The organism is Streptomyces sp. NBC_00435, assembly GCF_036014235.1.
In the GTDB taxonomy this organism is placed as follows: domain Bacteria; phylum Actinomycetota; class Actinomycetes; order Streptomycetales; family Streptomycetaceae; genus Streptomyces.
The window spans coordinates 4,931,673-4,953,003 of the sequence record NZ_CP107924.1; the positions used below are offsets into that span (position 1 = coordinate 4,931,673).

14 protein-coding genes and 1 pseudogene are annotated in these 21,331 nt (G+C 67.0%); 11 read left to right on the top strand and 4 right to left on the bottom strand.

The features are described from left to right. The first annotated feature begins 6 nt into the window (after positions 1-6). The 5 genes from rplA to OG389_RS22760 all read left to right on the top strand — a co-directional run bounded on the left by rplA (position 7) and on the right by OG389_RS22760 (position 10,208). Positions 7-735 carry a 50S ribosomal protein L1 gene (rplA, locus tag OG389_RS22740; protein ID WP_328300306.1) on the top strand — a complete coding sequence of 243 codons (729 nt, stop codon included), beginning with the start codon at positions 7-9 and terminating at the stop codon, positions 733-735. A 380-nt stretch (positions 736-1,115) separates the two neighbouring features. After that, positions 1,116-1,646, top strand: a complete 531-nt coding sequence (gene rplJ / locus OG389_RS22745; RefSeq protein WP_215023401.1) for a 50S ribosomal protein L10 — start codon at positions 1,116-1,118, stop codon at positions 1,644-1,646. A 110-nt stretch (positions 1,647-1,756) separates the two neighbouring features. Further along, positions 1,757-2,140, top strand: a complete 384-nt coding sequence (gene rplL / locus OG389_RS22750) for a 50S ribosomal protein L7/L12 (RefSeq protein WP_328300307.1) — start codon at positions 1,757-1,759, stop codon at positions 2,138-2,140. Between the two features lie 588 nt (positions 2,141-2,728). Beyond that, a complete protein-coding gene (gene rpoB, locus OG389_RS22755) occupies positions 2,729-6,211 on the top strand; it encodes a DNA-directed RNA polymerase subunit beta (protein WP_328300308.1) in 3,483 nt (1,160 codons plus the stop codon). 97 nt (positions 6,212-6,308) lie between these two features. Beyond that, positions 6,309-10,208, top strand: a complete 3,900-nt coding sequence (locus OG389_RS22760; protein ID WP_328300309.1) for a DNA-directed RNA polymerase subunit beta' — start codon at positions 6,309-6,311, stop codon at positions 10,206-10,208. A 76-nt stretch (positions 10,209-10,284) separates the two neighbouring features. Here OG389_RS22760 and OG389_RS22765 read toward each other — a convergent pair whose 3' ends face one another. Together OG389_RS22765 and OG389_RS22770 are read right to left on the bottom strand one after the other, a co-directional pair. Further along, positions 10,285-13,083 carry a YfhO family protein gene (locus OG389_RS22765; protein WP_328300310.1) on the bottom strand — a complete coding sequence of 933 codons (2,799 nt, stop codon included), beginning with the start codon at positions 13,081-13,083 and terminating at the stop codon, positions 10,285-10,287. 64 nt (positions 13,084-13,147) lie between these two features. Beyond that, the gene (locus OG389_RS22770; RefSeq protein ID WP_328300311.1) at positions 13,148-13,363 is read right to left on the bottom strand and encodes a hypothetical protein; all 216 of its coding nucleotides are present in this window, start codon (positions 13,361-13,363) and stop codon (positions 13,148-13,150) included. Between the two features lie 156 nt (positions 13,364-13,519). Between OG389_RS22770 and OG389_RS22775 the strand changes: the two are divergent. The 5 genes and pseudogenes from OG389_RS22775 to tuf form a co-directional block, all read left to right on the top strand. Further along, a pseudogene (locus OG389_RS22775) lies at positions 13,520-13,917 on the top strand (helix-turn-helix transcriptional regulator); the annotation flags it as partial. A 395-nt stretch (positions 13,918-14,312) separates the two neighbouring features. Beyond that, complete coding sequence (gene rpsL, locus OG389_RS22780) at positions 14,313-14,684, top strand: 30S ribosomal protein S12 (RefSeq protein WP_007265893.1); 372 nt, start codon at positions 14,313-14,315, stop codon at positions 14,682-14,684. A 2-nt stretch (positions 14,685-14,686) separates the two neighbouring features. Beyond that, complete coding sequence (rpsG, locus tag OG389_RS22785; protein WP_215023410.1) at positions 14,687-15,157, top strand: 30S ribosomal protein S7; 471 nt, start codon at positions 14,687-14,689, stop codon at positions 15,155-15,157. Between the two features lie 39 nt (positions 15,158-15,196). Beyond that, entirely contained in the window at positions 15,197-17,326 is a 2,130-nt protein-coding gene (gene fusA / locus OG389_RS22790; protein ID WP_328300312.1) for an elongation factor G, read from the top strand. Positions 17,327-17,474: 148 nt separating this feature from the next. Further along, positions 17,475-18,668, top strand: a complete 1,194-nt coding sequence (gene tuf, locus OG389_RS22795) for an elongation factor Tu (protein WP_266912806.1) — start codon at positions 17,475-17,477, stop codon at positions 18,666-18,668. A gap of 123 nt (positions 18,669-18,791) precedes the next feature. Here the strand turns inward: tuf and rfbC are convergent, their stop codons facing one another. Together rfbC and rfbA are read right to left on the bottom strand one after the other, a co-directional pair. Further along, a complete protein-coding gene (gene rfbC, locus OG389_RS22800; RefSeq protein WP_328300313.1) occupies positions 18,792-19,391 on the bottom strand; it encodes a dTDP-4-dehydrorhamnose 3,5-epimerase in 600 nt (199 codons plus the stop codon). Further along, positions 19,388-20,263 (bottom strand): glucose-1-phosphate thymidylyltransferase RfbA, encoded by an 876-nt coding sequence (rfbA, locus tag OG389_RS22805; protein WP_328300314.1) that lies wholly within the window; start codon positions 20,261-20,263, stop codon positions 19,388-19,390. The genes rfbC and rfbA overlap by 4 nt, the downstream gene beginning before the upstream one ends. Positions 20,264-20,312: 49 nt before the next feature. Here rfbA and rfbB point away from each other — a divergent pair, with 49 nt between their 5' ends. Next, positions 20,313-21,290 carry a dTDP-glucose 4,6-dehydratase gene (gene rfbB, locus OG389_RS22810; protein ID WP_328300315.1) on the top strand — a complete coding sequence of 326 codons (978 nt, stop codon included), beginning with the start codon at positions 20,313-20,315 and terminating at the stop codon, positions 21,288-21,290. Positions 21,291-21,331 lie beyond the last annotated feature (41 nt).

Here is a 21,331-nt window from a genome sequence, read left to right on the forward strand (position 1 = left end):
GCAGAAGTGAAGCGCAGCAAGACTCTCCGCGCTGCGGACGCCAAGATCGACCGGGAGAAGCAGTACGCCCCGCTCGAGGCCGTCCGTCTCGCCAAGGAGACCTCCGCGACCAAGTTCGACAGCACCGTCGAGGTCGCCTTCCGCCTGGGTGTAGACCCGCGCAAGGCCGACCAGATGGTTCGCGGCACCGTGAACCTCCCGCACGGCACCGGCAAGACCGCCCGGGTCCTGGTCTTCGCGACCGGTGACCGTGCTGCGGCCGCGGAAGCCGCCGGCGCCGACATTGTCGGCGACGACGAGCTCATCAACGAGATCGCCAAGGGCAACCGCCTGAACGAGTTCGACGCCGTTGTGGCCACCCCGGACCTCATGGGCAAGGTCGGCCGCCTCGGCCGCGTGCTCGGTCCCCGTGGCCTGATGCCGAACCCGAAGACCGGCACCGTCACGATGGACGTCGCGAAGGCTGTCACCGAGATCAAGGGTGGCAAGATCGAGTTCCGCGTCGACAAGCACTCGAACCTGCACTTCATCATCGGTAAGGTCTCCTTCTCCGATGAGCAGCTGGTCGAGAACTACGGCGCGGCCCTGGACGAGATCCTTCGTCTGAAGCCGTCCGCCGCGAAGGGCCGCTACATCAAGAAGGCCGCCCTCAGCACCACCATGGGCCCCGGCATCGCGCTGGACTCCAACCGCACCCGGAACCTCCTCGTCGAGGAAGACCCGGCTGCTGTCTGATCGGCACGGGGCCTCCGGGCCCTGAGCCTCAGGGCTCGCTGAAACGGCCTGAACGGGCCCCTCGCACCCCTTCACGGGTGCGGGGGGCCCGTTTCCGTACCCAGGGCCGCAGGGGCCGCAAACCCCGGGCCGTGACCGATTTGCTCGGCGAGGCACCCTTCACGTACTCTCGTCGAGAAGCCAAAGACCGCTGGTCGTTGCCGTGCCCGCAAGGGTGTGGTGGCCGAAGGATCCGCTGACTGCGGACGTCCTGCGCAGGTGTTCAAGGAAAGTTCCCGGAACTCGTTCTGGTTGAGCTACGCCCTGGCGCCTGCGCCGGGGCGTTTCGTATTTAGCCCCTTCTGAGCGGTCCTCATCACCCGGAAGGAGGCCGACGCACTATGCCGACGCCCAACAAGGCTGCCGCGGTAGCCGAGCTCACGGACCAGTTCCGCGACTCGAACGCCGCCGTGCTGACCGAGTACCGGGGTCTCACCGTCGCGCAGCTCAAGACGCTGCGTCGCTCTCTCGGTGAGAACGCCCAGTACGCCGTGGTGAAGAACACGCTGACCAAGATTGCGGCCAACCAGGCCGGGATCACCGCGCTGGACGAGCACTTCGCTGGTCCCACCGCGGTCGCCTTCATCACCGGTGACCCGGTGGAGTCGGCGAAGAGCCTGCGTGACTTCGCCAAGGAAAACCCGAACCTCATCATCAAGGCGGGTGTCCTTGATGGTAAGGCGCTCACCGCCGATGAGATCAAGAAGCTTGCGGACCTCGAGTCCCGCGAGGTTCTGCTCAGCAAGCTGGCCGGCGCGTTCAAGGGCAAGCAGTCTCAGGCTGCCTCGCTCTTCCAGGCGCTGCCGTCGAAGTTCGTCCGCACTGCGGAAGCGCTTCGCGTCAAGCTCGCCGAGCAGGGCGGTGCCGAGTAATTCGGCTCGCGCACTGATCCGCGCCGCCTAGTGCGCGGGTCAAAGCGGGCCGTTACGCCCGCCTCTATATACATCCGGCACCTGCCGATTTAGTGGAAGGATCGCCCATCATGGCGAAGCTCAGCCAGGAAGACCTGCTCGCTCAGTTCGAGGAGCTCACCCTCATCGAGCTCTCCGAGTTCGTGAAGGCGTTCGAGGAGAAGTTCGACGTCACCGCCGCTGCGGCCGTCGCGGTTGCCGGCCCCGCCGGTGGCGGCGCCGCTGTTGAGGCCGTCGAGGAGCAGGACGAGTTCGACGTCATCCTCACCGGTGCCGGCGACAAGAAGATCCAGGTCATCAAGGTCGTGCGCGAGCTGACCTCCCTCGGCCTGAAGGAGGCCAAGGACCTCGTCGACGGCGCTCCGAAGCCCGTCCTCGAGAAGGTCGCCAAGGAGGCCGCTGACAAGGCTGCCGAGGCCCTCAAGGGTGCCGGCGCGGCTGTCGAGGTCAAGTAACACCTCTGAGGCCTCTCTGAGGCCTCAACCAAGGGCGATCACCCGTAAGGGTGGTCGCCCTTTGGCGTACCCGGAGTGCCTGATTTGCCCCTGTCTCGTTGGGGAGTAGGGTGATCTTCGTTGCTTCGCGGCAGGGTCCTGGGATGATCCGCTCGGAGCAGGGGGCCTTGACGAACGGGACGCGGCGCGCAATTCTCAGATCCATCGTGCGATCGGCAGGCTCGATCCGGGATCCGAGGCATGGATCGGGTCCGTATCGGGCATGGATCGATTACGAAGAGGGCAGTACTGTTACGCGCTCTGTATGCGAGAGCCGAAGCGTTGGACGCAGTTGAAACGACATGGGGAAGGCCTGTTGCCGGTTTCCGGAAACCTGGTCTGGACATCAGTGAGCCAAGTGGCTACACTGACCCTTTGCGCTGCCTGTTAGCTGCCCCCTGCCCGTCGCCAGGGGCATGCCCACGCATGAGCACACTTGATTGAACGGCCCTGAGCTGGTCCTTTTGACCAGATGGGGGGCGCTTGTCTTCTGTGTCAGCTGGGACCGGTACGCGCGTAGTGAGTCCGAGCCCTCGGAAGGACCCCCTCTTGGCCGCCTCGCGCAACGCCTCGACCAATACGAACAACGGTGCCAGCACCGCCCCGCTGCGCATCTCCTTTGCAAAGATCAAGGAGCCCCTCGAGGTTCCGAACCTCCTGGCGCTGCAGACCGAGAGCTTTGACTGGCTGCTCGGCAACGCCGCCTGGAAGTCTCGCGTCGAGTCGGCGCTTGAGAGCGGACAGGACGTTCCCACCAAGTCCGGTCTGGAAGAGATCTTCGAGGAGATCTCGCCGATCGAGGACTTCTCCGGGTCGATGTCGCTGACGTTCCGCGACCACCGTTTCGAGCCGGCGAAGAACTCGGTCGACGAGTGCAAGGACCGCGACTTCACGTACGCGGCACCGCTTTTCGTCACCGCCGAGTTCACGAACAACGAGACCGGAGAGATCAAGTCTCAGACGGTCTTCATGGGCGATTTCCCGCTCATGACCAACAAGGGCACCTTCGTCATCAACGGCACCGAGCGTGTCGTCGTGTCGCAGCTCGTCCGTTCCCCCGGTGTCTACTTCGACTCCTCCATCGACAAGACGTCCGACAAGGACATCTTCGCGGCCAAGATCATCCCTTCCCGGGGTGCCTGGCTCGAGATGGAGATCGACAAGCGCGACATGGTCGGTGTTCGCATCGACCGCAAGCGCAAGCAGTCCGTCACCGTTCTCCTGAAGGCTCTCGGCTGGACCACCGAGCAGATCCTCGAGGAGTTCGGCGAGTACGAGTCCATGCGCGCCACCCTGGAGAAGGACCACACCCAGGGCCAGGACGACGCGCTGCTCGACATCTACCGCAAGCTGCGTCCGGGCGAACCGCCGACCCGCGAGGCTGCTCAGACGCTGCTCGAGAACCTCTACTTCAACCCGAAGCGCTACGACCTCGCGAAGGTCGGCCGCTACAAGGTGAACAAGAAGCTCGGCGCCGACGAGCCGCTGGACGCCGGCGTGCTCACCACCGACGACGTCATCGCGACCATCAAGTACCTGGTCAAGCTGCACGCCGGTGAGACCGAGACCGTCGGTGAGTCGGGTCGTTCGATCGTCGTAGAGACCGACGACATCGACCACTTCGGCAACCGTCGTCTGCGCAACGTCGGCGAGCTCATCCAGAACCAGGTCCGCACGGGTCTGGCTCGTATGGAGCGCGTCGTCCGCGAGCGGATGACGACCCAGGACGTCGAGGCGATCACGCCGCAGACCCTGATCAACATCCGGCCGGTCGTCGCCTCCATCAAGGAGTTCTTCGGCACCAGCCAGCTGTCGCAGTTCATGGACCAGAACAACCCGCTGTCGGGTCTCACCCACAAGCGCCGTCTGTCGGCGCTTGGCCCGGGTGGTCTGTCCCGTGAGCGGGCCGGCTTCGAGGTCCGAGACGTTCACCCGTCGCACTACGGCCGCATGTGCCCGATCGAGACCCCTGAAGGCCCGAACATCGGTCTGATCGGTTCGCTCGCCTCCTACGGCCGCGTCAACGCGTTCGGTTTCGTCGAGACCCCGTACCGCAAGGTCATCGACGGTGTCGTCACCGACGAGGTCGACTACCTGACGGCCGACGAGGAAGACCGCTTCGTCATCGCCCAGGCCAACGCCGGCCTGAACGACGAGATGCGCTTCACCGAGAACCGCGTGCTGGTTCGCCGTCGTGGTGGCGAGATCGACTACATCGCCGGCGACGACGTCGACTACATGGACGTCTCCCCGCGCCAGATGGTGTCCGTCGCGACCGCGATGATCCCCTTCCTCGAGCACGACGACGCCAACCGCGCCCTCATGGGCGCGAACATGATGCGCCAGGCCGTTCCGCTCATCAAGGCGGAGGCGCCGCTCGTCGGCACCGGCATGGAGTACCGCTGTGCGGTCGACGCCGGTGACTCGATCAAGGCGGAGAAGGACGGTGTCGTCCAGGAGGTCTCGGCCGACTACATCACCGTCGCCAACGACGACGGCACGTACACCACGTACCGCGTCGCCAAGTTCTCCCGCTCGAACCAGGGCACCTCGGTCAACCAGAAGGTCATCGTCAACGAGGGTGACCGCATCATCGAGGCGCAGGTCCTCGCCGACGGTCCTGCGACCGAAGAGGGCGAAATGGCCCTCGGCAAGAACCTGCTCGTCGCGTTCATGCCTTGGGAAGGTCACAACTACGAGGACGCGATCATCCTGTCGCAGCGCCTCGTACAGGACGACGTCCTCTCCTCGATCCACATCGAGGAGCACGAGGTCGATGCCCGTGACACCAAGCTGGGCCCCGAGGAGATCACCCGGGACATCCCGAACGTCTCCGAGGAGGTCCTCGCGGACCTCGACGAGCGCGGCATCATCCGCATCGGTGCGGACGTGGTCGCGGGCGACATCCTGGTCGGAAAGGTCACGCCCAAGGGTGAGACCGAGCTGACCCCGGAGGAGCGTCTGCTCCGCGCGATCTTCGGTGAGAAGGCCCGCGAGGTGCGTGACACCTCGCTCAAGGTTCCTCACGGTGAGATCGGCAAGGTCATCGGCGTCCGCGTCTTCGACCGCGAAGAGGGCGACGAGCTTCCCCCGGGCGTGAACCAGCTGGTCCGCGTCTACGTGGCCCAGAAGCGCAAGATCACCGACGGTGACAAGCTCGCCGGCCGCCACGGCAACAAGGGTGTCATCTCCAAGATCCTTCCGATCGAGGACATGCCCTTCCTTGAGGACGGCACGCCGGTCGACATCATCCTGAACCCCCTGGGTGTCCCGTCCCGAATGAACCCGGGACAGGTCCTGGAGATCCACCTCGGCTGGCTCGCCAGCCGCGGCTGGGACGTCTCCGGTGTCGCCGAGGAGTGGGCCGAGCGACTGAAGGTCATCGGCGCCGACCGCGTCGAGCCCGGTACCAACGTCGCCACCCCGGTGTTCGACGGTGCCCGCGAGGACGAGATCTCCGGCCTCTTCGAGCACACCATCCCGAACCGCGACGGGGACCGCCTGGTCCTCCCGACCGGCAAGGCGCACCTGTTCGACGGCCGCTCCGGCGAGCCGTTCCCGGAGCCGGTCTCGATCGGCTACATGTACATCCTCAAGCTCCACCACCTGGTCGACGACAAGCTCCACGCTCGGTCGACCGGTCCGTACTCGATGATCACGCAGCAGCCGCTGGGTGGTAAGGCACAGTTCGGTGGACAGCGCTTCGGTGAGATGGAGGTGTGGGCGCTCGAGGCTTATGGCGCCGCTTACGCCCTCCAGGAGCTGCTGACCATCAAGTCCGATGACGTCACCGGCCGCGTGAAGGTCTACGAGGCCATCGTCAAGGGCGAGAACATCCCCGAGCCGGGCATTCCCGAGTCCTTCAAGGTGCTCATCAAGGAAATGCAGTCGCTCTGCCTCAACGTGGAGGTGCTGTCCTCGGACGGCATGTCCATCGAGATGCGCGACACCGACGAGGACGTCTTCCGCGCGGCGGAGGAGCTCGGTATCGACCTGTCCCGGCGTGAGCCGAGCAGCGTCGAAGAGGTCTGACGGGCCTGACGGGGGGCTCGCTCAAGAGCCCCCCGTCATCCCCGGGACCGTTCAGACCATGATTGAGACTCGACCCCGAAAGAGGGATTGACGCACAGTGCTCGACGTCAACTTCTTCGACGAGCTGCGGATCGGCCTTGCCACCGCGGACGACATCCGAACCTGGTCCCACGGCGAGGTCAAGAAGCCGGAGACCATCAACTACCGCACCCTCAAGCCCGAGAAGGACGGACTCTTCTGCGAGAAGATCTTCGGTCCGACCCGGGACTGGGAGTGCTACTGCGGTAAGTACAAGCGTGTCCGCTTCAAGGGCATCATCTGTGAGCGCTGTGGCGTCGAAGTCACGCGTGCCAAGGTGCGCCGTGAGCGGATGGGCCACATCGAGCTTGCCGCTCCCGTCACCCACATCTGGTACTTCAAGGGCGTCCCGTCGCGCCTCGGCTACCTGCTGGACCTCGCGCCGAAGGACCTCGAGAAGGTCATCTACTTCGCCGCGTACATGATCACGTTCGTGGACGACGAGCGCCGCACCCGCGACCTCCCGTCCCTGGAGGCGCACGTCTCCATCGAGCGCCAGCAGATCGAGAACCGCCGCGACGCGGACCTCGAAGGCCGTGCCAAGAAGCTCGAGACCGACCTGGCCGAGCTCGAGGCCGAGGGCGCGAAGGCCGACGTACGCCGCAAGGTGCGCGAAGGTGCCGAGCGCGAGATGAAGCAGCTCCGTGACCGCGCCCAGCGCGAGATCGACCGCCTCGACGAGGTGTGGGCCCGCTTCAAGAACCTCAAGGTCCAGGACCTCGAGGGCGACGAGCTGCTCTACCGCGAGCTGCGCGACCGCTTCGGTACGTACTTCGACGGCTGCATGGGCGCCGCGGCGCTGCAGAAGCGTCTGGAGTCCTTCGACCTCGACGAGGAGGCCGAGCGCCTCCGCGAGATCATCCGTACCGGCAAGGGCCAGAAGAAGACCCGTGCGCTCAAGCGCCTCAAGGTCGTCTCCGCGTTCCTGCAGACCAGCAACAAGCCCAAGGGCATGGTTCTGGACTGCGTGCCGGTGATCCCGCCGGACCTGCGTCCGATGGTGCAGCTGGACGGTGGCCGCTTCGCGACCTCCGACCTGAACGACCTGTACCGCCGCGTGATCAACCGCAACAACCGTCTGAAGCGCCTCCTCGACCTCGGTGCCCCCGAGATCATCGTGAACAACGAGAAGCGCATGCTTCAGGAGGCCGTCGACGCCCTCTTCGACAACGGTCGTCGTGGTCGTCCGGTGACCGGTCCCGGTAACCGTCCGCTGAAGTCCCTGAGCGACATGCTCAAGGGCAAGCAGGGTCGATTCCGTCAGAACCTCCTCGGCAAGCGCGTGGACTACTCCGCGCGTTCCGTGATCGTCGTCGGTCCGCAGCTGAAGCTGCACCAGTGCGGTCTGCCGAAGGCCATGGCGCTGGAGCTCTTCAAGCCGTTCGTGATGAAGCGCCTGGTCGACCTGAACCACGCGCAGAACATCAAGTCGGCGAAGCGCATGGTCGAGCGCGGCCGCACGGTCGTCTACGACGTGCTCGAAGAGGTCATCGCCGAGCACCCGGTTCTCCTGAACCGTGCGCCCACGCTGCACCGCCTCGGCATCCAGGCCTTCGAGCCCCAGCTGGTCGAAGGCAAGGCCATCCAGATCCACCCGCTCGTCTGCACCGCGTTCAACGCGGACTTCGACGGTGACCAGATGGCCGTGCACCTGCCGCTTTCGGCAGAGGCGCAGGCCGAGGCCCGCATCCTGATGCTGTCCTCGAACAACATCCTGAAGCCGGCCGACGGTCGTCCCGTCACCATGCCGACCCAGGACATGGTGCTGGGTCTGTTCTTCCTCACCACCGACGGCGAGCTCCGTGACGTCAAGGGCGAGGGCCGCGCGTTCGGCTCCACGGCCGAGGCGACCATGGCGTTCGACAACGGTGAGCTCGCGCTCCAGTCGGCCGTCGACATCCGCTTCCCGGTGGGCACCATCCCGCCGCGCGGCTGGGTGCCCCCGATCGCCGAAGAGGGCGAGCAGGAGTTCCAGCCGGGCGACCAGTTCCGTCTGCGCACCACCCTGGGCCGCGCGCTCTTCAACGAGCTGCTGCCCGAGGACTACCCGTTCGTCGACTACTCGGTGGGCAAGAAGCAGCTCTCCGAGATCGTCAACGACCTGGCGGAGCGCTACCCCAAGGTCATCGTGGCGGCGACGCTCGACAACCTGAAGGCGGCCGGCTTCCACTGGGCGACCCGTTCGGGCGTCACCGTGGCCATCTCCGACGTCGTCGTGCCCGAGGCCAAGAAGGCCATCGTCGCGGGTTACGAGGCCAAGGACGAGAAGGTCCAGAAGCAGTACGAGCGCGGTCTGATCACGAAGGAAGAGCGCACTCAGGAGCTCATCCAGATCTGGACCACGGCGACCAACGAGGTTGCCGAGGCGATGAACGCGAACTTCCCCAAGACGAACCCCATCTTCATGATGGTTGACTCGGGTGCCCGAGGAAACATGATGCAGATGCGACAGATCGCCGGTATGCGTGGTCTGGTGTCGAACGCGAAGAACGAGACCATCCCGCGTCCGATCAAGGCCTCCTTCCGTGAGGGCCTCACCGTTCTGGAGTACTTCATCTCCACGCACGGTGCCCGTAAGGGTCTGGCGGACACCGCCCTGCGTACCGCCGACTCGGGTTACCTCACCCGTCGTCTGGTGGACGTCTCGCAGGACGTCATCATCCGCGAGGAGGACTGCGGCACCGAGCGCGGCCTGAAGCTGAAGATCGCCGTTCGCGGCGAGGACGGCGTGCTGCGCAAGGCCGACGACGTCGAGACCTCGATCTACGCCCGCATGCTGGCCGAAGACGTCGTCATCGACGGCAAGGTCATCGCGCCGGCCAACGTCGACCTCGGTGACGTCCTGATCGACGCCCTGGTCGCCAACGGCGTCGAGGAGGTCAAGACCCGCTCGGTCCTGACCTGTGAGTCCGCGGTCGGCACCTGTGCCTTCTGCTACGGACGCTCGCTCGCCACCGGCAAGCTGGTCGACATCGGTGAGGCGGTCGGCATCATCGCCGCCCAGTCCATCGGTGAGCCCGGTACCCAGCTGACGATGCGTACCTTCCACACCGGTGGTGTGGCCGGTGACGACATCACGCAGGGTCTGCCGCGTGTCGTCGAGCTCTTCGAGGCCCGTACCCCGAAGGGTGTCGCCCCGATCTCCGAGGCCGCCGGCCGCGTGCGGATCGAGGAGACCGAGAAGACGAAGAAGATCGTCATCGTCCCGGACGACGGCAGCGAGGAGACGGCCTTCCCGATCTCCAAGCGCGCCAAGGTCATCGTCGGCGAGGGCGACCACGTCGAGGTCGGCCAGAAGCTGACCATGGGTGCCACCAACCCGCACGACGTGCTGCGCATCCTCGGCCAGCGTGCGGTCCAGGTCCACCTGGTCGGCGAAGTCCAGAAGGTCTACAACTCGCAGGGCGTGTCGATCCACGACAAGCACATCGAGATCATCATCCGGCAGATGCTCCGCCGCGTGACGATCATCGAGTCCGGCGACGCGGAGCTCCTGCCGGGCGAGCTCGTCGAGCGGTCGAAGTTCGAGACCGAGAACCGTCGTGTGGTCACCGAGGGCGGTCACCCCGCCTCCGGCCGTCCGCAGCTGATGGGTATCACCAAGGCCTCACTCGCCACCGAGTCGTGGCTGTCGGCGGCGTCCTTCCAGGAGACGACCAGGGTTCTGACGGACGCGGCGATCAACGCCAAGTCCGACTCCCTGATCGGCCTCAAGGAGAACGTCATCATCGGTAAGCTCATCCCGGCCGGTACGGGCCTCGCCCGCTACCGCAACATCCGGGTCGAGCCGACCGAGGAAGCCAAGGCCGCGATGTACTCGGCCGTCGGCTACGACGACATCGACTACTCGCCCTTCGGCACCGGCTCCGGCCAGGCTGTCCCGCTGGAGGACTACGACTACGGCCCGTACAACGGCTAAGTCCTAGACGGTACGAAGAAGCCCCCCGCCGCTCCGAGAGGAGAGGCGGGGGGCTTCTTCGTGTCCGGGCCCGGGATCAGCCCCGGTCGCGGCGGCGGCGCAGGCCGGTGGCCGTGACCGAGGCCAGAGCCAGGAGGGCGAGGGTGGCGGCGGCCAGGCCCGGGGGGAGGCCCTTCGGGGTGAAGGTGCAGGAGACGCGGTCGGTGCCGGAGGGCAGGGGGAGCGAGACCAGGCCGTGGAAGGAGGTGGGGGTGGTGGCCCTGCCGTTCGCGGCGCACTGCCAGCCGGGGACGCCGGTCATCGCGAAGACGGCCGTGCCGGTGGAGTCCTTCGGGAGGGTTGCCTCGATGCTGTGGCCGCCCGCGGTGACCTGGGTGGCGCCCGTGTCGGTGAGCCGGCCGACCGCGTTGGTGAGCCCGGCCCGGTCCAGGCAGCCGATGGGGTGCTCCCCGGCGGTGGCGTTCTGGGTACGGGTGCGCACGGTGACGTCGATCCGGCCGGAGGCCGGGACCTCGCCGAGGCGCAGGACGCCTGCCATCCGGTCCTCCAGGGGCTTCTCGGAGCCGCCGGAGGCGAGGGTGCCGTAGAGCGCGGGGGAGTACCAGAAGGCCTCGGAGCCGGGGGTGCACCGGGCGGCGTAGGTCTGCTCGGTGGGTGTGCCGCCGCGGGTGACGGGCGGGACCCCGTAGACGGTGGCGCCCAGGACCTCTTCCTGGTGGGCGTAGACGCTGTCCGCGGGGTTGGGGGAGGAGTACGGGGCGGTGCGGACGGTGACCAGGGGCGGGGCGGGGAACCTGCGGGCCGTCCAGCTGTCCTTCTCCCGGCCCGGTTCGACCCGGGCGCCGATCGAGAAGATCGCGTCCAGGACGGGGTTGTCGGCGCCGAAGAAGGTCCGGCCGTCGTTCTTGTAGCCGTAGCCGAGGGGTTCGAGGGCCTTGTACGTGACCTCGGGCAGGTAGCTGCTGTAGTACTGCGGGCCCTGCGCCTGGAGCGCGAGGGCGTCGTTGTACGAGGTCTGCGGGGCGCCCGAGTCGGTCCGGTACGCGGGCCAGCCGTTCACGGACCGCACGGCGTCGAGGTGCTGGGTGATCGACCTGCTGGAGGTGGTCTCCGGCTTCGCCCAGCGCTCGCGCGAGCGGCGGGCGTCGGCATTGGCGGCGGCGGCCGTCGACTCCGCGAGGACCACACCGGCCATGAGGACGGCGGCCACGGGGACCAGTACGCGATGCTTCCCGCCCAGCGCCAGCAGGACCAGGGCCAGCAGGGAGACCGAGCCGCCGCCGAGGACCGCCGGCCAGGTCGCGCCGCCGAAGTCGTTGGTGTGGCGGAGCACGAAGGTGGCGGCGACCAGCAGGGCGGCGGTCAGGGCCAGGTGGAGCGGGCGCGGGCGGTTGGCCAGCGACAGCCAGGCGAGGACCACCAGCATTCCGCTGAAGACGAAGGCCTCGCGGTAGGGGTTGCCGTTCGGCACCGCCAGCCCGTGCCACACGTACTGGGTCGGCGGGAACTGGAAGGAGAGGACGACGAGGAGGGCCGCGGCCGCCCACACCAGGCGGGTCCTGCGCGCGATCGCCGTGTTGAGGAGGAAGGACCCGGCCAGGATCAGGCCGAGCGAGGCCACGTACAGCCGGGGCCGGCCGCCCCAGAGGTAGGTGCCGGGCAGCATGCCGGTCAGGAAGACCTCGATCCGCACCGGATCGAAGGAGGCCGCCTTCGTGGGCTGCGCGGACCCGCTGGAGAGGAACGACGGCAGGAGGAGCGGGAGGGTGAGCAGGATGCCCGTCGCGGCGGCCGTGCCGGCCCGCCACACGGCGCGCAGCCGCTGCGCTCCGGTCAGGTCGAGGACGATCAGGCGGACGGCCAGCAGGACGCAGGCGGCCATCGTCGCCATCATCGCGGTGTAGAAGTTCCCGAACCAGGCGAGGGCCACCAGCAGCGCCACCCCGGGCCAGCGGCGTTGCTCCAGGCACCACTCGACGGCGATGCCGAGGAGCGGGAGCGCGACCAGGCCCCACATCCACATCGGGATGTAGGAGGCGTCGCTGACCGCCCAGCCGCACAGCCCGTACACGGCTCCGAGCACGCCCCGCTGCCACCAGGGGCCGGGGTGCAGTTTGCCGAGGTAGACGGTCATGAGGGCGGCCGCGGTGCCCATCGTGAGCGGGGTGATCGCGAAGACGGCGAGGTCCACGTGCTCGCGGGGGACGAGGACGACCAGCCAGGAGAAGGGGTTGCCGAGGTAGGTGTAGTAGTCGGACAGGAACTGCTGGCCGAAGCCGCCGCGCCAGGTGAACAGGAGGTCGCCGGCGGCCTGTCCGTGCACCAGGTCCCACAGGGCCCGGTGGAAGGGCACGTACTGGTTGGCCTGGTCGTTGATGGCGCGGCCGGTGCTGCCGAAGGGGTAGGTGCCCCGGGCCACCCAGGAGGCACAGAAGGCGCCGGAGGCGATGAGGAAGGCGAGGAGCGGGCCGTAGAGGCGGCGGGCGGCGCGGCGGCGGCGCGGTGCGGGCCGGTTCTGGAGGGGGGGTGGGCTGTCCTGCTCGGTGGTCTCCTGGGCCACGGTCCCCAAAGCTCTGCTCCCCTGCTGATCGACTTCGACGTGCGGCGGATTCTGTCCGATTCGCCAGTCTAGGTCGGTGAAGGGCGGTCGCCCGGCGCCACCAGCGGCCGCCGGGGGCCGCCGTGTTGGCGACGGCCCTTCGACGGTGGGTGCCAACTGCCGTTCATTGGAGGTGATCTGCCAGGCCGTCATGGCGATCGCCGAGACCGCTGCCATGGCGGTGTCGCGGGCGAGCGGCCAGCGGGTCAGCTCCAGGGCGCCCAGCCGGGGTTCGTGGTCGGCGAGTTGACGGTCTGTCCGGTCGCCGCGCTGCACCAGCAGTGCCAGCGATCCGTCGACCCGCGCGAACGGAAGATCGCGCGGTCCGGGGCGTCGGTGTTCACTCGGCGGCCGCGTAGGTGGCGGAGGTCGCGATGGTGTACCCGGCGGCCCAGGTCCACGGGGTGACGGAACCCGCGATCCCCGGGACGAGGACGGGGTCACCGCTGGGCATGCCGCTGGAGAGCTCCAGTTCGAAGAGGGAGGTGGAGGTCAGCCGCATCCGGGTGGCCGCACGCTCCCGGGTGCCTGACCTTGCGTGCGAGCGCGCAATCAAGATTCCTTTACCTTCTGCTTTGCCTGATTTGTGAAGGTTATAATTCTGTGCGCGCAAGCACGGTGGGCTGGGTCTCATGGTGCGGACCGCGCGTTTGAGGAGCGGCGCATGAGCACTCTCGAACTGGACGTGTTCGCGGCCTGGGTCTAAGGACTGATGCGGCAGCGCGGGTACGACATCGACACCCCCAGGGGTGGCGGCAAGTCGCGGATGGCCGACGAGGCGGGGGTCCACCGGTCCGCCGTCACGCGGCTGCTCCAGCGCCAGAGCATGCCCGACCTGGAGACCATGCGTCGGATCGCCCCCTGCTGGGCGTCTCGGTGCGCGACGTGCTGATCCGCTCCGGCCGGGTTGGCCCCGAGGAGCTCCCGCTGGCCTCCCAGGACCTGCCGCCCGGTGGCGGACCGGCGGCCATCGGCGATTTCGCCCGGTGGCTCGGGGTCCCCGAGGGCCGGCGCGAGGTCTTCGTCAAGGTCGTCAGCCAGTTCCTGGAGCCGGACGGAGCCGGGGCCGAAGCGCCCTCGGACCTGTCCGACGCGCCGGCCGCCGCCGAGGGCCGCCGCCGAGGGCCGCACGCCAGGGGCGGGACTGACGCATTGCGCCCCCTGCCCCACCGCCTCTTAGCACACGCACACCGCGTGCGCGCATCGGAGGGACTGCGTAGCGGTCTCGGCCGTGCGGCTACTGGCCTGCGGGTCCTTCGGGCGGTCGGGGCAGGGGCTTTTGTTTTGACCGGAGTGGATGCGGTGGGTACGCTCAGACCTTGTGCCTGGGGTGTGCCTGGGCTCCTGTGCGTGTCCATCAACCGCACTTGAGCCGTACAAGCCACCGCGATTCATGCGTTTCCACGCTTGCGTGGAGGTCCGCCGGATCCGACACACCCGACCGCGTGGGTCGGCAAATGTTCCAGGTTAGCTTCACTACACGGCACACAGAAACCGGAGAAGTAGTGCCTACGATCCAGCAGCTGGTCCGGAAGGGCCGGCAGGACAAGGTCGAGAAGACCAAGACCCCCGCGCTTGAGGCTTCGCCCCAGCGTCGCGGCGTCTGCACGCGTGTGTTCACGACCACCCCGAAGAAGCCGAACTCGGCGCTCCGTAAGGTCGCGCGTGTGCGTCTGACCTCCGGCATCGAGGTCACGGCCTACATTCCGGGTGAGGGACACAACCTGCAGGAGCACTCCATCGTGCTCGTGCGTGGTGGCCGTGTGAAGGACCTGCCGGGTGTTCGTTACAAGATCATCCGTGGTGCGCTTGACACCCAGGCTGTCAAGAACCGCAAGCAGGCCCGCAGCCGCTACGGCGCCAAGAAGGAGAAGTAGAAATGCCTCGTAAGGGCCCCGCCCCGAAGCGCCCGGTCATCATCGACCCGGTCTATGCATCTCCTCTGGTGACGTCGCTCATCAACAAGATCCTCCTGAACGGCAAGCGCTCCACCGCCGAGCGCATCGTTTACGGCGCCATGGAAGGCCTCCGCGAGAAGACCGGCAACGACCCGGTCATCACGCTGAAGCGCGCGCTGGAGAACGTCAAGCCGTCGCTCGAGGTCAAGTCCCGCCGTGTCGGTGGCGCCACCTACCAGGTGCCGATCGAGGTCAAGCCGGGTCGTCAGTCGACCCTCGCGCTGCGCTGGCTCGTGGGTTACTCCCGCGCCCGCCGCGAGAAGACGATGACCGAGCGCCTCATGAACGAGCTGCTCGACGCGTCGAACGGTCTTGGCGCTGCCGTCAAGAAGCGTGAGGACACGCACAAGATGGCCGAGTCCAACAAGGCCTTCGCGCACTACCGCTGGTAGTCCCAACCCACATCGAGACCGAGAGAAGACTGAGCCGATATGGCTACCACTTCGCTTGACCTGGCCAAGGTGCGCAACATCGGCATCATGGCTCACATCGACGCGGGCAAGACGACCACCACCGAGCGCATCCTGTTCTACACCGGTGTGTCTTACAAGATCGGTGAAGTCCACGACGGCGCTGCCACGATGGACTGGATGGAGCAGGAGCAGGAGCGCGGCATCACGATCACGTCTGCCGCGACGACCTGCCACTGGCCGCTCGAAGACGTCGACCACACCATCAACATCATCGACACCCCGGGTCACGTTGACTTCACCGTCGAGGTGGAGCGTTCGCTCCGCGTCCTCGACGGCGCCGTCACCGTGTTCGACGGTGTCGCCGGTGTGGAGCCGCAGTCCGAGACCGTTTGGCGTCAGGCCGACCGCTACGGCGTTCCGCGCATCTGCTTCGTCAACAAGCTGGACCGCACCGGCGCCGAGTTCCACCGCTGCGTCGACATGATCAAGGACCGCCTCGGTGCGGTTCCGATCGTGATGCAGCTCCCCATCGGTGCCGAGATGGACTTCCAGGGCGTTGTCGACCTGGTCACCATGAAGGCGTTCGTCTGGTCCGCCGAGGCGACCAAGGGCGAGATGTACGACATCGTCGACATCCCCGACACGCACAAGGAAGCCGCTGAAGAGTGGCACGCCAAGCTGGTCGAGACCGTCGCCGAGAACGACGACGAGATCATGGAGCTCTTCCTGAACGGCGACGAGCCGTCCGTGGAGCAGCTGCACGCCGCCGTGCGTCGCATCATCATCGGTTCCGGCAAGGGCAACGGCGCCACGATCACCGCGGTGTTCTGTGGCACGGCGTTCAAGAACAAGGGCGTTCAGCCCCTGCTCGACGCCGTCGTCCGTTACCTCCCGTCGCCCCTGGACATCGAGGCCATCGAAGGCCACGACGTCAAGGACGCCGAGGTCGTCGTGAAGCGCAAGCCTTCGGACGACGAGCCCCTCGCGGCGCTCGCGTTCAAGATCATGCGCGACCCGCACCTCGGTAAGCTCACCTTCGTCCGGGTTTACTCGGGCCGCCTGGAGGCCGGCACCTCGGTGCTGAACTCCGTCAAGGGCAAGAAGGAGCGCATCGGCAAGATCTACCGCATGCACGCCAACAAGCGTGAAGAGATCGAAGCGGTGGGCGCCGGTGACATCGTCGCCGTCATGGGCCTGAAGCAGACCACCACTGGTGAGACGCTGTGTGACGACAAGGCACCCGTGATCCTGGAGTCCATGGACTTCCCGGCTCCGGTCATCCAGGTCGCCATCGAGCCCAAGTCCAAGGGTGACCAGGAGAAGCTGGGTGTCGCCATCCAGTCTCTCGCGGAGGAGGACCCCTCCTTCCACGTTCACTCGGACGAAGAGACCGGCCAGACCATCCTCGGTGGTATGGGCGAGCTGCACCTCGAGGTGCTGGTCGACCGTATGAAGCGCGAGTTCAAGGTCGAGGCCAACGTCGGCAAGCCGCAGGTCGCTTACCGCGAGACGATCCGCCAGACGGTGGAGCGTCACGACTACACCCACAAGAAGCAGACCGGTGGTACCGGTCAGTTCGCCAAGGTGCAGATCGCGATCGAGCCGATCCTCGAGGCCGACGGTCCGGCGTACGAGTTCGTGAACAAGGTCACCGGTGGCCGCATCCCGAGGGAGTACATCCCCTCGGTCGACGCGGGTGCGCAGGAAGCCATGAAGTTCGGCATCCTCGCCGGCTACGAGATGACTGGCGTCCGCGTCATCCTTCTCGACGGTGGCTACCACGAGGTCGACTCCTCCGAGCTCGCCTTCAAGATCGCCGGTTCGCAGGCCTTCAAGGAGGCCGCGCGCAAGGCTTCTCCCGTGCTCCTCGAGCCGATGATGGCCGTCGAGGTCACCACGCCGGAGGAGTCCATGGGTGACGTCATCGGTGACATCAACTCCCGTCGTGGCCAGATCCAGGCCATGGAGGAGCGTCACGGTGCTCGCCTCGTGAAGGGCCTCGTGCCCCTCTCGGAGATGTTCGGCTACGTCGGAGACCTCCGCAGCAAGACCTCGGGTCGCGCCAGCTACTCGATGCAGTTCGACTCCTACGCCGAGGTTCCCCGGAACGTCGCTGAGGAGATCATCGCGAAGGCCAAGGGCGAGTAACTCTTCCGAGTACACGCTTTAGGCTTGTCACCGGAGCCTCTGGGGCAACAGGAGTAACCCTCTCGTTGCCCCGGGGTACCGGCTTTCCAGCAAAGATCACCTGGCGCCGATGAGTAAGGCGTACAGAACCACTCTCCAGGAGGACCCCGTGGCGAAGGCGAAGTTCGAGCGGACTAAGCCGCACGTCAACATCGGCACCATCGGTCACATTGACCACGGTAAGACGACCCTCACGGCCGCCATTACCAAGGTGCTGCACGACGCGTACCCGGACCTGAACGAGGCCTCGGCCTTCGACCAGATCGACAAGGCTCCCGAAGAGCGCCAGCGCGGTATCACCATCTCCATCGCGCACGTCGAGTACCAGACCGAGGCGCGTCACTACGCCCACGTCGACTGCCCCGGTCACGCGGACTACATCAAGAACATGATCACCGGTGCCGCGCAGATGGACGGCGCGATCCTCGTGGTCGCCGCCACCGACGGCCCGATGCCGCAGACCAAGGAGCACGTGCTCCTGGCCCGCCAGGTCGGCGTTCCGTACATCGTCGTCGCCCTGAACAAGGCCGACATGGTGGACGACGAGGAGATCCTGGAGCTCGTCGAGCTCGAGGTTCGTGAGCTCCTCTCCGACTACGAGTTCCCGGGCGACGACCTTCCGGTCGTCCGCGTCTCCGCGCTGAAGGCGCTCGAGGGCGACAAGGAGTGGGGCGAGAAGCTTCTCGGCCTCATGGCTGCCGTCGACGAGGCGATCCCGACCCCGCCGCGTGACACCGAGCTGCCGTTCCTCATGCCCGTCGAGGACGTCTTCACGATCACCGGTCGCGGTACCGTCGTCACCGGCCGTATCGAGCGTGGTGTCCTGAAGGTCAACGAGACCGTCGACATCATCGGTATCAAGGAGACCAAGACCACCACCACGGTCACCGGTATCGAGATGTTCCGCAAGCTCCTCGACGAGGGCCAGGCGGGCGAGAACGTCGGTCTGCTCCTCCGTGGCATCAAGCGCGAGGACGTCGAGCGCGGCCAGGTCATCATCAAGCCCGGTTCGGTCACCCCGCACACCGAGTTCGAGGCCCAGGCCTACATCCTGTCGAAGGACGAGGGTGGCCGTCACACCCCCTTCTTCAACAACTACCGTCCGCAGTTCTACTTCCGTACCACGGACGTCACGGGTGTTGTCACCCTGCCGGCCGGCACGGAGATGGTCATGCCGGGCGACAACACCGAGATGACGGTCGCGCTGATCCAGCCGGTCGCCATGGAGGAGGGCCTCAAGTTCGCCATCCGTGAGGGTGGTCGTACCGTGGGCGCCGGCCAGGTCACCAAGATCACGAAGTAATTCGTGTTCTGACCTGGTAGTCCGTGCGAACGGGCACCATGTTTGACAGAAGGGCCCCTTCCCCGTCGTTCACGCGACGGAGAAGGGGCCCTTCGTCGTACGGAGCCCCGTGCGCGTCGGCGGTCACCGCGCCCGCAGGGACTCCGTGAACTCCAGACAGGCGGCATGGTCGGGCAGCAGCCCGGACGCCAGGGCGTCGGCCAGCGACGGGGCTGCCCCGTCGCGGGCCGACAGCAGCGGGACCTCCGCCGGCCACTCGATGCCCAGGGCGGGATCGAGCGGGTGGACCGCGTGCTCCCCCGTCGGGTTGTACGTCTCCGAGCAGAGGTAGGAGAGCGTGGCGCCGTCGCTCAGCGCGCAGAAGCCGTGGCCGAGGCCCTCGGGGAGGTAGACCGCGCGCCGGTCCACGTCGTCCAGCCGGACCCCCTCCCAGCGGCCGAAGGTCGGGGAGCCGACCCGCAGGTCCACGACGACGTCGAGCACGGCTCCGCGGACACAGGTGACGTACTTGGCCTGGCCGCGCGGGACGTCGGCGAAGTGGATGCCGCGGACCACACCGCGCTGGGAGACCGAGAGGTTGGCCTGCGCCAGGTTCAGCGGGTGCCCGACGACCTCGGCGAGGCGGTCGAAGCGGTACCACTCCATGAACATGCCGCGCGGGTCGCCGTGCTGCTGGGGAACGATCTCGTAGGCGCCCCGGATCGCGAGCTCGCGGAACTTCACCGGGCGGCCTCCTCTTCCAGCAGACCGAGCAGGTAGTCCCCGTAACCGCTCTTGGTGAGCGGCTCGGCCAGCGCGCGCAGCTGCGCGGAGCCGATCAGCCCGGCCCGCCAGGCGGCCTCCTCGATGCAGCCGATCTTGAACCCCTGGCGTTCCTCGATGACCCGGACGAACTCCGAGGCCTGGACCATCGCCACGAAGGTGCCGGTGTCCAGCCAGGCGGTACCGCGGTCGAGGATGGTGACGTGCAGTTCGCCGGCCCGGAGGTAGGCCTCGTTGATGGCCGTGATCTCCAGCTCGCCGCGGGCGCTGGGCACGAGGCCGCGGGCCATCGCGACGACCTGGTTGTCGTAGAAGTAGAGGCCCGGTACGGCGTAGCGGGACTTGGGCACGACCGGCTTCTCCTCTATGGAGACGACCTGGCCCTTCCCGTCGAACTCGACCACGCCGTACGCCGTGGGGTCCGCCACCGGGTAGGCGAAGACCCGGCCCCCCTTGGCGTCCGCCTGCTCGGCCAGCCGGGTGCCGAGGCCGCTGCCGTGGAAGATGTTGTCGCCGAGGATCAGGGCGACGGACTCGTCGCCGATGAACTCGGCGCCGAGCACGAAGGCCTGGGCTATGCCCTCGGGGCGCTCCTGGACGGCGTACTCGAGCCGGATGCCGAACTGTGAACCGTCACCGAGCAGTCGCTCGAACTGGTCGCGGTCGTCCGGGGTGGTGATGACGAGGATCTCGCTGATCCCTGCCATGACCAGCGTGGAGAGCGGGTAGTAGATCATCGGTTTGTCGAAGACGGGCAGCAGCTGCTTCGACACCGCACGGGTCAACGGCCAGAGCCGGGATCCGGTACCGCCGGCTAAGAGGATTCCTCGCATGTGCAGAACCTATGCGAGAGCTGTTCGACAGGCGGCTACTCTTCGGATTATGCGCATCCTCGTAACCGGCGGTGCCGGTTTCATAGGTTCGGAATTCGTCCGGCAGCAGTTGGGCGCGGATGCGACCGCGCGGATCACGGTCCTCGACAAGCTGACCTACTCCGGCGTCGAGGCCAACCTGGCGCCGGTCGCGGACCACCCCGGATACGCCTTCGTCAGGGGAGACATCTGCGACGAGGAGGCCGTCGACCGGGTGATGCCCGGCCACGACGTCGTCGTGCACTTCGCCGCCGAGTCCCACGTGGACCGTTCGATCGCCGGCGCGGGCCCCTTCGTACGGACCAACGTCGTGGGCACCCAGGTCCTCCTGGACGCCGCCCGCAAGCACGGTGTCGGCCGCTTCGTCCACATCTCCACCGACGAGGTCTACGGGTCGATCAGTGAGGGCTCCTGGACCGAGGAGTGGCCACTTGCGCCCAATTCCCCGTACTCCGCCTCCAAGGCCTCCTCGGACCTCCTCGCGCTGGCCTACGCCCGCACGCACGGGATGGACGTCGTCGTCACGCGCTGCTCCAACAACTACGGGCACCACCAGTTCCCGGAGAAGGTCGTCCCGCTGTTCGTCTCGAACCTGATGGACGGGCGCAAGGTCCCGCTGTACGGGGACGGCGGCAACGTGCGCGACTGGCTGCACGTCTCCGACCACTGCCGAGGCATCGACCTGGTGATGCGCCGGGGCCGGGGCGGCGAGGTCTACAACATCGGCGGTGGGGTCGAGCTCACCAACAAGGAGCTCACCGCCGTCCTGCTGGAGGCCGCGGGCCTGGGCTGGGACATGGTCGAGCAGGTCGAGGACCGCAAGGGCCACGACCTGCGCTACTCCATCGACATCGGCAAGATCGGCTCCGAGCTCGGCTACGCCCCGAAGGTCACCTTCGAGGAGGGAATCGCGGCGACCGTCGACTGGTACCGGGAGAACCGCGCCTGGTGGGAGCCGCTGAAGGCGAAGGCGGCGCTGCGCGCGTGACCGCGAACCAGGCAGGCGGGCGCTGGCTCGTCACCGGCGCC